This window comes from Bradyrhizobium sp. PMVTL-01, from assembly GCF_051861855.1.
Taxonomy (GTDB): Bacteria; Pseudomonadota; Alphaproteobacteria; order Rhizobiales; family Xanthobacteraceae; genus Bradyrhizobium.
The window spans coordinates 299,631-311,682 of record NZ_CP193982.1 but is presented as its reverse complement, the minus strand read 5'-3'; the positions used below and the strand labels follow the sequence as shown (position 1 = coordinate 311,682).

Genomic DNA, 12,052 nt, shown 5'->3' with positions numbered 1-12,052 from the left:
CGGCGCCGGCCGCATGGCCAGTTGAGCGGAGGTCAGGGCAAGCAGAAGACCCGGGAATTTACGGGCAAATCCGGGTAGGCATCGCTCACATTAAAGTTTCGTCATGTCATCCGCAAAAGCGGCCATCGGCCGGTTTGCTCGGATCAACCGCCGACGGCACTGTCCTTCACCTGCCCACCGGCACGCTCCGCCACGGCATGCTTGAGGTCGATCCGGTCGCGCTGGGAGATGCCGAGCAGATCGGAGGCGCGCCAGACGACGTTGTCCTCGAACTCAGAGACCTGGCCGTCGGCATAGACCAGCTCCCACATCATCTGCACGATGCGCTTGCGGCCCGCTTCGTCGAGCGAGCGCATGATGACGCTGGTGAAATGGTAGAGATCGACCGCATCGCCCTCGACCTGGGTCGCATCGGCGATCAGGCGATCTGCCGTGCCGCGATCGAGCCCGAAATGGCTTTCGATCAGGCTGTGCAACTTGCGCTGCTCGGCCGCGCTCGGCCGGCCGTCCAGCGAGACGACGTGGACCAGCAACGCGGTCGCCGCGAGCCGATAATCGCTGTCGCCGAACGCGCGATCCCCGCCCTGGGGGGCAACAATGTCGGCGATGAATTGGCGCAGGCCGTCGAGCATAAGGTCCTACCGAAATCGATGCCGCCGCGGGGTGCGGCGGCTACCGAGCATTATATGAGCGGGAAATTCAACCGGCGCAACGTCCGTCAGTTTCGCGCGAGTATTACGTTTCGGCAATCTGGGCGCGCGGCGCAGCGAAGCAATCCGGAATCTTTTCGCGGAGACAGCCTGGATTGCTTCGTCGCAAGGGCTCCTCGCAATGACGGAGAGTGCGGCAATCCCCTCCTGTGCCTCACGGTATCTCGTACACCACCAGCTTGTCGGCGATGCCGCGCAGCGCGGCCTGTTTCTGGATCGGCTTGATCTCGCGCTGCTGCAGCAGTTCGGCGACCGCCGGTGCGTCCGCCACCGGACCGGTGATGTGGATCTCCTGCGCGGTCGACAGGCTCTGCACGCGCGCGGCGATGTTGACGGTCTGGCCGAAATAATCCTGCCGCTCGTTGAGCATCACCGCGAGGCACGGCCCCTCATGGATGCCGATCTTGACGATGAGGTCGGTGGTGCCGCGCTGCTTGTTGAGCTCGTCCATCGCCGCGCGCATCCGCAGGCCCGCGACGATCGCGTGCTCGGGACGGACGAAGGTCGCCATCACGGCATCGCCGATGGTCTTCACCACCGCGCCCTTCTCGGAGGAGATGATCTCGAGCAGCGCGTGGAAATGGGCACGCACGAGGTCGAAGGCGGCGAGATCGCCGACGCGTTCGTAGAGTGCGGTCGAGCCCTTCAGATCGGTGAACAGGAAGGTGAGCGAGGTGATCTGGAGCCGCTGGTCGAGACTGAGATTGTCCGCCTTGAACACATCGCGGAACGTCTGGTTCGACAGCATCCGCTTGGCGGTGAGGAACGGCTTGCGCTTGCCGATGAGATGATGAAGCGCCTCGGCCGCGATGAACACCGACGGCAGCACGCGCACGCCGGCCTGATTCTCCAGCGACAGCCGCAGCGGGCCCGGCCGCATCGTCGTGGTCCCGGTCGGCGCCTGCACCTTGTTGTACATGATGGCAAGCTGCTGGCGGTCCTTGGTCGGTTCACCCTGGACGTCGATGAAATGAGCGGCGTGCGTCACCGGCTCGAAGATGATGACGAAGTCGCTCGGCAGTTGCAGCGACATGGTCGCCTTCTCGCCGGCCGGCAGCTCCATCGTATCCAGCGTGACCTCGTTGGCGAGCGTCGAAAACGATTCCTTGTTGAAGTCGACGCCGGAGCTCCAGAACACCTGCTTGAAATATTCCCACACCGGAAGCGTGTCGGGATCATGTGCCGCGATGCGCCGGACGCGCGGATTCACGGTGAAGGAAACCTCGACCTGGTCGTCGACGGAGGCCTTGTAGCCGCAGGCGCAGAGCGCACAGTGATAGTCGTCGGGCTTGAGCGCCTTCAGGGTCGAGTGCGCCCCGAGCACGCCGCCGCAGCCCGGACACAGCACGTTCCAGCCGAGATCGAACAGCCCGAGCCGCGCGGAATGCAGGAAGGCCGAGATCACGTGCTCCTCGTCGAGACTGTGCTGCGTGGAGAAATCGAGCACGTTGACGCGATTGAGCTCGTGATCCTCGCCGTGCTCGATGAGCTCTGCAATCGCATCGACCACCTTCGCATCGGCGGTCTGCTTCAGAACGGAAAACTGGGCCTGAATGTCGCTCATGGCGTAACTCTATCTTGCGTGATCACGCCATCGACCCGGCAATCGCCTGTCATCGACGCGTGATGCGGAACATGGGTGAGTGATCCGGCTGGGTCGTGACGACGCCAAGCGGAATCACGGGGGTCGTGTCGGCCAACTCGACGCGGAAGGCGCCGATCAGCCGGGCCAGCGCCAGCACGGATTCGGCCTGCGCAAACGGCGCGCCGATGCAGACGCGCGGGCCGGCGCCGAACGGCAGATAGGCGAAGCGGTCTGGCGCCTCTTTCGACATGAAGCGCTTGGGAATGAACGCGTTCGGCTGATCCCACAACTTCTCGTGCCGGTGCAGCAGCCACGGCGCGATCATGATGATGTCGCCCTTGCCGATCTGGACGCCGGCCGCATTGTCCTTCTCGCGCGCGGCCCGCGCGACCAGGAACGCGGGCGGATAGAGCCGCATCGTCTCCTCGATCACGGCGCGGGTGAATTTCTGGCGGTCGATATCGGCCATGCTGTCGAGATGCTCGCCCCGCGTCTCGGAGGCGACTTCCTCCTGCGTCTGCGGATCGAGCGCGAGCAGATAGAGTGCCCAGAACAGCGCCGTCGCCGTGGTCTCGTGCCCGGCGAGAATCATGGTGGCGACCTCGTCGATGAGCTGTGCGTCGGAAAAGCCTTTGCCGGTTTCAGGATCGCGCGCCTCATCCATGAGATCGAACAAATCGCGCGGCGGCGCGCCGTCCTTCTTGCCCATCTTGCGCCGCTCGGCGATCAGCATCGCAACGAATTCGGTCCAGCGCTTGCGGAAGCGGGCGCGGGCACGATCCATCGGGGTCGGCCAGGACACCGGCAGCAGCATGTCGAGGAAGTACGGCCGTCCCAGCCGTTCGCCGTATTCCATCACGAAATTGCGCAACGTTGCGCCGTGCCGGTCCATGCCGAACGAGAACATCGTGCGGCCGGCGATCTCGAGCGTCATGCGCTGCATGATCTCGCGTAGATCGACCGGCTCGCTCGTGCGCGCATCGAGCTTGGCGATGGTCTCGTCGAGCACCGCGGTCATGTGCGGAACGAGGTTCGCGGTCGCGCGCGGCGTGAACGCCGGCGCGAGCGTGCGGCGCTGGAACGTCCATGAGTGGCCTTCCGCGATCAGAAGGCCGTCGCCGAGCACCGGACGCAGCATGCGGATGCCGGCCGGCGTGCGCGTGTAGTTTTCGTAATTGGTGAGCAGGACATGCCGGATCGCATCCGGCTGGTTCAGGATGAAGCTGTTGCGGAGGACGAAGCGGCCCGGGATGACCTCCTCCTCGTAGGCACGCTGCCCCCAGGTCGCGATCATGTTGCGTCGGATCACGGCGAGCTTGCCGAGAAACGACATGTCGTCGGGCGCACGCGGCGGGGCCGGGGGGACGATGGGCCGACGCACACTGGCGATATTCATGGCTCACTCCCGAGAGTTCTGTCGCAGTTCAATAGCTAGTAAGTCAGCTCGGCGATCGCAATCCTGTTCTCGGCGGCCGGCCAGAGCCGTGCCACAATCCGTTCTTCGCCGAACTGGGCCACGATGTTACGGCCGATCTCCGCGGCCGGAAGCCGCAATGTCGCTGCCGCATCGGTGGGCACGCCCGGCTTGACGTCGGCCGGCTCCTTGCCGTCGAACAGCACCACGTCCCGCGGCAGGCCGAAATAGCCGCGCGGACGCGACATGATCGCGACCGCACCTGCGTCGTTGTCCGCCGGCCCGAGCGGGCGTGCGGGCCGGAGGTGCACGACGTCGGACGAGCGCGGAAAGGGCGAACGATAGATGTGCGTGGTCGGCGCGTCCGGTGCCGCCAGGACGAATTCGAGCGACCAGGACGGCTCGACCTGCGCCGGCCCCCAGCGGCCGTCGGCGCCGGTCTTCGCGCTGTGCACGGCACCGCCCTTGCGCTCACCGGTATCAGGATCGACGCGGAAAACATCGACGGTTGCGCCGGCGACCGGGCGATTGGTCGACACGCCACCGGGCGTGCCGGTGACGAGTCCGCTCAGGCGGACACTCTGCTCCGGTACGATCGCGATTCGCTGGGGCTCGCGGCCGGCGATGAACTTGTAGATCTCGCGGAAAGCGCGCGGATGGAACGCCACCTCGCGATGGTCGAGCGCGCCGAGCATGAGATTGGTGGCGCCCTTCAGCTCCGGCCCCTCGGCGGTGACGTTGGTCGGCGTTCCCGGTTTGCCGATGAAGCGGCCGTCGGCTTGCGCATACTTGTCCATGCCATCGCTGCGCAGCGTGAGGAAGGCAACGCCGGGCGTGACCTCGCTCTCGCCTTCGTTCAGGCTGCGCAGAAACGCGCCGCGGCCGTTGAACTCGTTGTTGGGCTGGTCGTCAGTCGCGAACACGCCGTGATTGGGCGTGCCGCACAGCACGGCGTGGCTGACATCGCCCGCACCGCCGTTCTTGATGACATTGCGGATCGCATTGCCGCCGCGCGAGCTGCCGACCAGCGCCACGCGGGGCGCGCCCGTGCGGCGTTTCAGTTCAGCGATGGCCGCTGTGAGCTCGCGGCGCTGGTCCTCGGTCGAAGAGCGGTTCGCCTGCTCGACCTTGTCATCGCTGCGCGCCAGCGGGTCGGTGAAATTGATCGCCATCATGCGATCGCGCGCGATGCCGTTGGATTCCATCCGCCACAGGGTGGTCATCCAGAGCGCGTCATAGTCGCCATTGCCGTGGACGAACAGGATCGGTGGTATCTCCGGAAGCTGCGCCGCTATCGGCGCCGATTGTGCCAGCGCGCCCGTCCGCAAGCTCGCAGCCGCGAAAGGCAAGCTTGCGGCCCCCAGCAGGATCGTCCGTCGCGACGGCTTCATATGTTCCTCCCCGGCAAAACCATCTTTGCACCGCTTATACCGGCCTAACCACTGGACAGCGAAGGACTTTCGCGGGCATCACTGAATTTGCCGGAATCACCTGAAGACCACTCCGATCCACGTCTGCCAGCCCATATGGAAGGGGATATGACCGAGCAGCCGAACCGTCAGAAATTCGCCGGCGAGGGCATCGCCGCCCCCCTGCGGTTCACCGTATTCCGGCGCATCTGGCTCGCCAGCCTGCTCTCGAATCTCGGCCTCCTGATCCAGGGCGTGGGCGCAGCCTGGGCGATGACGCAAATGGCGGCTTCGGCGGACAAGGTGGCGCTGGTGCAGACCGCCCTGATGCTCCCGATCATGCTGATCTCGATGCCAGCCGGCGCCATCGCCGACATGTATGACCGCCGCGTCGTCACCCTGGTCTCGCTCGCGATCGCGCTGACGGGCGCGAGCGCGCTGACGATCCTGGCCGGCCTGAAGCTCATCACGCCGGAAACGCTGCTCGCTTTCTGCTTCGTCGTCGGCAGCGGCAACGCGCTGTTCGGGCCGGCCTGGCAATCCTCGGTCAGCGAGCAGGTGCCGCCGGAAGCGCTGCCGTCGGCGGTCGCGCTGAACGGCATCAGCTACAATATCGCGCGCAGTTTCGGCCCCGCAGTCGGCGGCGTCATCGTCGCCGCGCTCGGCGCAGTCGCCGCCTTCGCCTGCAATGCCCTCCTCTATCTGCCGCTGCTGGTGGTGCTGCTGCTCTGGCGCCGCTCGGTCGAACCCTCGCGGCTGCCGCGGGAAAAGCTCAACCGCGCCATGGTGTCGGGCTTCCGTTACATCACCAATTCGCCGCCGATCAAGATCGTGCTGTTGCGCACGCTGGTGATGGGCCTGATCGGCGGCGCCATCATGGCGCTGATGCCGCTGGTGGCGCGCGACCTCCTGCATGGCGGCGCGCAGACCTACGGCATCATGCTCGGTGCCTTCGGCATGGGCGCGGTGGTCGGCGCGCTCAACATCCACGAACTGCGCAAGCGCATGAGCGGCGAGGCCGCGATCCGCGCCTGCACCATCTCGATGGCGTTCGCGATGGCCGCCCTCGCCGTGAGCACCGAGCCGGTGCTGACAGCCACCGCGTTGGTGCTCGCCGGCGCGGTCTGGATGGCGGCGGTGGCGCTGTTCAATATCGGCGTGCAGCTCTCGGCACCGCGCTGGGTCGCCGGCCGCTCGCTGGCCGCGTTCCAGGCGTCGATTTCCGGCGGCATCGCGATCGGCGCCTGGGGCTGGGGCCATCTCACCGACTATGCCGGCGTCGAAGTCGCGCTGCTAACGGCCGCCGGGCTGATGCTGCTTTCGCCGCTGCTCGGGATCTGGCTGACGATGCCGCGCGTCGGCGCCCGCAACGAGGATGCCGAGGTGCTGGCCGATCCCGAGGTCCGGCTGTCACTCACCGGCCGCAGCGGGCCGCTGGTGGTCGAGATCGAGTACCGCGTCGCCCAGGAGAACGCGCGCGCCTTCCACAACGTGATGCAGGACGTGCAGCTCTCACGGCAGCGCAACGGCGCCTATGGCTGGTCGATCGCGCGCGACATCGCCGATCCCGAATTGTGGACCGAGCGATATCACTGCCCGACCTGGTTCGATTACCTGCGCCAGCGCAATCGCTCGACCCTGTCCGAACGCGCGCTGCACCAGCAGGCGATCGATTTCCACATCGGCCCCGACCCGGTGCGCGTCCGCCGCATGCTGGAGCGCCCGTTCGGCTCGGTGCGCTGGAAGGACGAGACGCCGGACCGCGCGGGCGGCGACGTGCTGCCGGTGGTCGCAACTGCGGCGGGAAGCAGTACGTAGATTTTCTCAGACCGTAGCTGCTTGCCCCGCATGAGCGAAGCGACATGCGGGGCAAGCCTCCCGGATATCGGCGCTCATCCGGGCTACGGCAATCACTACTGCCCGTGATCCGTCAGCACCTTGTCGCAGGCCTTGCCGAGGCGGGTGCGGTTCTGCTTCAGGCACGCCAGCACGGCGCCATCGCCATTGTTCATCACGGCGCGGCAGAAGCGGCTGACATCGCGCGCGCAGGCGTCGTGTCCGGGCTGCTGTTGCGCGGACGCAGCGGATGCGCACAAGAGCATGGAAATAGCGAAAAGAGATCTGGTCATCGCGTAATGCCTCTTACCCGGAAGAATGAGCGGGCGAAGCTAGTGCGACGATGCCTTGGCCGCAACGGCTTTATTGGCAGGCTGCATGATAGCGCCGCGTGGCCCCGGCTCGACGCCGGAGCGCAGCGCGAGGGAGCTCTCAAATCGCAACGCCTGCGGCGTTTCGCGCTCGCTTACTGTTTGTCCTGCGCGTCAGCGATCTTGCGCGAGGCGCCCTTTGCGAGGTCCTTGTCCATCACCGCACGGCAGCCGGCGCTGAGATCCGAGCGATGCTTGAACATGCACGCGGTGATCTTCGGGATGTTGGGGATCTCCGACGAGCACAGGCGGAAGGCATCGCCGGTGCACATCTGCTGCGCTTCGGCCGTGAAGGCGAAGCTCGAGGTCGTCGAGACGATCGAGACGAAGACGGCAAAGCCCAGCGCCAGGCCGGTGTCGCGGATCTTGCTACTCAGGGACTTGGTCGTGCAGGACGTGGTCATTTGAAGCTCCCATTGGCGCCGCGATGGCGGGCCCGTTGTCAACGGGAGCTACGATGCTCCCGCAAAACCGTTCCCACCGTGATGACGGTCACGGGCGGCCCGGCTTCTGTGACCTCGGTCACTTTGGCGCACCTCGCTGAAATTTCTCCGCATCCGCTGTCGTGTTGGTGTCACGTTAACCGTTCCTTCGCATTAATGGCTCGTCGCGCGGGAAATTCCGCCGGTTTGGTTGCGTAATTGGAAAGAGTAGCGATGCGTAATGCGTTGGGCCTGATGCTGGCCAGTGTAGTTGCGGCGGTCGTGATCGCCGCCGGCGGTTGGTTTTATTATTCCGCCAGCGCCGATCAGGGCGCCCCCAAGACAGTTGCCGCCCGTGCCGCCGAGCAATTGCCGGCACAGGCGAAGCTCGCCGCCAGAGACGACGTCGAGACCACCGCGGCGATCGCGGCGAGGCCAACGACCGTTGCCCAGGCAGCCGCGCCTGCCCCGGCCGCGCCAGTTCAGCCGAAGCAGGCCTGCGCCAATCCGAACGCGCTGGGCGTCTCCCGCGTGGTCGAGATCGACACCACCGGCGGCCCCGGCTTCGGCTTCGACCATTTCAAGCAGTTCGACTTCCTGACCGACAAGGAGGTGGTGCTGACCTTCGACGACGGTCCCTGGCCGGTGAATACGCCCGCGGTGCTGAAGGCGCTCGCGGATGAATGCACCAAGGGCCTGTTCTTCTCGGTCGGCAAGCATGCGACCTATCATCCGGAAATCCTGCGCCAGGTGCTGGCCCAGGGCCACACGGTCGGCACCCACACCTGGTCGCACGTCAATCTGAACGGCAAGAAGATGACCGAGCAGATGGCCAAGGACGAAGTTGAAAAGGGTATCAGTGCGGTGAAATTCGCGCTCGGTGCCAACCCCGCGCCGTTCTTCCGCTTCCCGCAGCTTCAGCACAATCCGGCAATCGTGACCTATTTCGCCACCCGCAACGTCGCGATGTTCTCGACCGATATCGACTCCTTCGATTTCCGCAAGGGCGCGACGCCGGAGAAGATCATCGAGACGGTGATGACGCGGCTCGACAAGCTCGGCAAGGGCATCATCCTGATGCACGACTTCCAGAAGCACACCGGCGAAGCGCTGCCCGCTCTGCTCGCGCGCCTCAAGGCCGGCGGCTACAAGGTCGTGCAGATGAAAGCCAAGACGACGCTTCAGACGCTGCCGGAATATGACGAGGCGCTGATGAAGGACATGAAGGTGCCGACGGCCGGCACGAGCATGCGTCCGATCTCGAGCGTGGTGCAGACGGTGTCGCAGTAGGCGCGCTCGAAACGCTTTCTCAAGGCGAATCATGGCCGGGCTTTTGCCCGGCCATTTGTTTTGGAGGTGGCGCCTACCAGTAGATGCCGTGTCGATGCAGCTCGCTGATGATGCGGCGTTCGGTACAGTCGTGCTTGTGCTTCGGCTTCTCAGCCATTGTGGTCCCCGCGGCCTTGGCGGTCGCCGACGCTGCGGCGGTCTGCAACGCGCGGTCATGCGAGCCTGCTGCCGTGGGCATACGTTTCAAGGCGGTCTGCTGAAACAAGGCGCTGGTGCCGCAAGAGGGATTCGAACCCCCGACCCCGTCATTACGAATTGTGTGTCCTTGCCTTCCGCGTGGTTCCGGACGTTTCCTCTTGTCGACTGCGGCGCCAATTCTTCATGCTTATACAACAGCTTATCGCTTCGCTTGGCTTCCGCGTATTTCCGCCTATATTCCGTTGAAGTGCTGACCGGCGCTGACCCGAGCAGTTTTTGGCCGACCAATGTCCCGGACCCGATTGCCGACCCGAGCGGGCCGGTCTGCGCGGAAAACAGGCGGACCATCATCATGAAAGCCAAGCTGACGCCCTCATTTGTGACTGAGGCAACCGCCGCGCCCGGTGCTGACCGAACAACGTATTGGGATGAGGCGCAGCCGGGCTTTGGCCTGATGGTCACGCGCAATGGTCACCGTAGCTATGTGATCCAATACCGCACCGGCCTACGCTCGCGACGTATGCACCTTAAGAAGGGCCTCACGTTGACTGCGGCTCGCAAGGAAGCGAAGGCAATCCTCGGTGATGTTGCCAGAAACCGCGATCCGCTGAGCGAGCGGCGAAAGGCGGAGCGCGCCGAGAGCGACACGCTCAGGGCCGTAGTCGAGGAATATCTGACCCGTGAGGGCAAACGGCTGCGCAGCATCAACGAGCGCCGCGCGACGCTACAGCGCCACGTGCTGCCGAGCCTCGGCACCCGGCAGATCGGGGACATTACCCGCACCGATATCGTCCGCATGCTCGACCGCATCGCTGACGAGACCGGCGCGCCGATGGCCGATCACGTGCTCGCGCATCTGCGCCGGGTCATGACGTGGCATGCCTCGCGTAGTGATGATTTTCGCAGTCCAATTGTGCGCGGGATTGCCCGCACCAGCCCGAGCCAGCGACGGCGGCAACGCATCCTGACCGACGCCTGCAGCGCGCTCAATCCGGAACGGGTATTCGTCCTCTCCTGAATACCCGAATACTGTCTGTCGCCCGCAGCAACGACGGCAGACCCTCGACGCGGAATCTGCTGCCATCTTCCGAGACCCAGACGACCTTTGCCCGCTCGCCATCGGGCCATTCGATGATGTCGTCAGGCGCGCCAGCCCGAGGTGACATTCGCTGGCCTTGCAACCCCCGCCGAACGTCGAGTGACTGACTGATGGCGCGGCATCGGATCAACTGCCGCCGACTCGTACGCGCATCCAGAGTCTGCCGGATAGCGATTGTCCCTCTCAGACGCGAAGAATGGGGGTGGGTGAGAAGGGTTTGATGTCAAAACACCTCGCGACCCTCCCTCGGCTCGCGCCAGCAGCCACTCGATCTCCCCGCTCCGGCTTCATCTGGCCATGGCCGGCTTGCGTCACCGGATACTCCGTGCTCCTTGACAAGCTTGACCGCCTCGATCTTGAACTCTCGGCTGAACTTACTGGCAGCAGCTCACTTGGCATTGATGATGTGCAGCGCAGCGCCTTGGCTGTTCGGGGCGCGGCTGGCAAAAGGCTTATGTACCGGGACTCATTCGTCGTATAATCATACGTAACTGGATACTCATGAGTACCTTCGTTCGCACACTGGTCACGGCCTCGACCTTACTTTGTCTGTGTATCCCGCAACGGGCGCTTTCAGCAGAGTTTAGAAAGTCGTCTTTAGGTGCGAGCGCTCCTGATCTGATCGAGGTGGTGGGCGAACTCATCCAAGGCGATGAGGCAAAGTTCATCGAGGTGGCCATCAAGAGTGCTGACGCAATCGTGGTCTTCCACAGCGGCGGGGGCAATCTGTTGGCCGGGATAGAGATCGGGAAGGCGATCCGGTTAAAGGGTTTCTCCACTCTGGTACCCGACAATATGTATTGCGCGTCCGCTTGCGCCTTGGCGTGGCTTGCGGGCCGCGTTCGATTGATGAGCGATACGGCGCGAGTAGGATTCCATGCTGTCTACACGTCGGAAGATGGGCAAACGCGAGTTAGTTCGGCGGGCAATGCGATTGCGGGTGCCTACCTCAATCAGCTGGGGCTTCCGATGTCAGCCATCATCTACATTACGGGCGCTCCGCCGGACGGTATGCAGTGGCTCAACTTTGCTGACGCACAGCGTGTTGGCATTGAAGTAAAGAGACTGAATCTTACCAGCGATGCGAATGCGTCCCGGTCTCCGGTGCAGTCGAATTCAGCCGTTACCAGCTCAGGCGATCTGCGCGCCTTGATAGCTGAGGAGACGCGCAACCTATTTAGCGCGACAAATAAGCCGAACGCCGCTGCAATTGCCTACGTGCAGCAGAAATATTCCGAGCAGGTCAGCTACTTCGGGAAGACTTTGTCCAAGGCCAACGTCGTTAGCGACAAAAGGACATTCTTTCAGAGATGGCCAGTGCGGAATTATTCTTTAGTCGCTGACTCGCTCCGGGTCATATGTGACATGCAGACGAGCTGTAGCTCGGAAGGTAAAGTGGAATGGAGCACAACCAATCCTAAGGCGACCTCTCAGGGGAGCGCAGCCTTCTCGTATGGCTGGAGCTTGGAAGCTGGTGTCTGGAAGATTCGATCCGAGACGTCTAAGGTTATTTCGCGCAGCGTATCTCGCAACGGAAGCGAAGCTTCCGGATCATCAAATCTGCCATAGTATCATTTGGATCAGTCAGGCGACAAAGTCGTAAGCCTCACCAACCTTTATCCAGATGCAGAATGCCACACCGCAGGTCAGACAACCGGCAAAATCGTGAAACGAAGTTTCTCGGAGGATGGACTAGCCTTGACTGGGTTCGTCATCGA

The 12,052-nt window shown here is 63.9% G+C and carries 11 protein-coding genes; 4 read left to right on the top strand and 7 right to left on the bottom strand.

Annotated elements, in window-relative coordinates; all coding sequences use genetic code 11:
- Positions 1-143 precede the first annotated feature (143 nt).
- The 4 genes from ACRQ5Q_RS01445 to ACRQ5Q_RS01430 form a co-directional block, all read right to left on the bottom strand.
- Positions 144-632: a TerB family tellurite resistance protein gene (locus tag ACRQ5Q_RS01445; protein WP_439372289.1), complete on the bottom strand. Its 489-nt coding sequence runs from the start codon at positions 630-632 to the stop codon at positions 144-146.
- Positions 633-864: 232 nt separating this feature from the next.
- Entirely contained in the window at positions 865-2,274 is a 1,410-nt protein-coding gene (locus ACRQ5Q_RS01440; RefSeq protein WP_439395693.1) for an adenylate/guanylate cyclase domain-containing protein, read from the bottom strand.
- Between the two features lie 49 nt (positions 2,275-2,323).
- Positions 2,324-3,691: a cytochrome P450 gene (locus ACRQ5Q_RS01435; protein ID WP_439395691.1), complete on the bottom strand. Its 1,368-nt coding sequence runs from the start codon at positions 3,689-3,691 to the stop codon at positions 2,324-2,326.
- A 35-nt stretch (positions 3,692-3,726) separates the two neighbouring features.
- Positions 3,727-5,100 carry a hydrolase gene (locus ACRQ5Q_RS01430; RefSeq protein ID WP_439395689.1) on the bottom strand — a complete coding sequence of 458 codons (1,374 nt, stop codon included), beginning with the start codon at positions 5,098-5,100 and terminating at the stop codon, positions 3,727-3,729.
- A gap of 147 nt (positions 5,101-5,247) precedes the next feature.
- Between ACRQ5Q_RS01430 and ACRQ5Q_RS01425 the strand changes: the two genes are divergently transcribed.
- Positions 5,248-6,936 carry an MFS transporter gene (locus ACRQ5Q_RS01425; RefSeq protein ID WP_439372293.1) on the top strand — a complete coding sequence of 563 codons (1,689 nt, stop codon included), beginning with the start codon at positions 5,248-5,250 and terminating at the stop codon, positions 6,934-6,936.
- Between the two features lie 95 nt (positions 6,937-7,031).
- Here ACRQ5Q_RS01425 and ACRQ5Q_RS01420 read toward each other — a convergent pair whose 3' ends face one another.
- Both ACRQ5Q_RS01420 and ACRQ5Q_RS01415 read right to left on the bottom strand, forming a co-directional pair.
- Complete coding sequence (locus tag ACRQ5Q_RS01420) at positions 7,032-7,247, bottom strand: cysteine rich repeat-containing protein (RefSeq protein ID WP_439395687.1); 216 nt, start codon at positions 7,245-7,247, stop codon at positions 7,032-7,034.
- Between the two features lie 173 nt (positions 7,248-7,420).
- The gene (locus ACRQ5Q_RS01415; RefSeq protein WP_439395686.1) at positions 7,421-7,729 is read right to left on the bottom strand and encodes a hypothetical protein; all 309 of its coding nucleotides are present in this window, start codon (positions 7,727-7,729) and stop codon (positions 7,421-7,423) included.
- Positions 7,730-7,981: 252 nt separating this feature from the next.
- Here ACRQ5Q_RS01415 and ACRQ5Q_RS01410 point away from each other — a divergent pair, with 252 nt between their 5' ends.
- A complete protein-coding gene (locus ACRQ5Q_RS01410) occupies positions 7,982-9,037 on the top strand; it encodes a polysaccharide deacetylase family protein (protein ID WP_439372296.1) in 1,056 nt (351 codons plus the stop codon).
- A 73-nt stretch (positions 9,038-9,110) separates the two neighbouring features.
- Here ACRQ5Q_RS01410 and ACRQ5Q_RS01405 read toward each other — a convergent pair whose 3' ends face one another.
- Complete coding sequence (locus ACRQ5Q_RS01405) at positions 9,111-9,284, bottom strand: hypothetical protein (RefSeq protein ID WP_439372297.1); 174 nt, start codon at positions 9,282-9,284, stop codon at positions 9,111-9,113.
- A 303-nt stretch (positions 9,285-9,587) separates the two neighbouring features.
- Here ACRQ5Q_RS01405 and ACRQ5Q_RS01400 point away from each other — a divergent pair, with 303 nt between their 5' ends.
- The gene (locus ACRQ5Q_RS01400) at positions 9,588-10,253 is read left to right on the top strand and encodes an integrase arm-type DNA-binding domain-containing protein (protein WP_439395684.1); all 666 of its coding nucleotides are present in this window, start codon (positions 9,588-9,590) and stop codon (positions 10,251-10,253) included.
- Between the two features lie 582 nt (positions 10,254-10,835).
- Positions 10,836-11,903 (top strand): hypothetical protein, encoded by a 1,068-nt coding sequence (locus tag ACRQ5Q_RS01395; RefSeq protein WP_439395683.1) that lies wholly within the window; start codon positions 10,836-10,838, stop codon positions 11,901-11,903.
- The last annotated feature ends 149 nt before the right edge of the window (positions 11,904-12,052 follow it).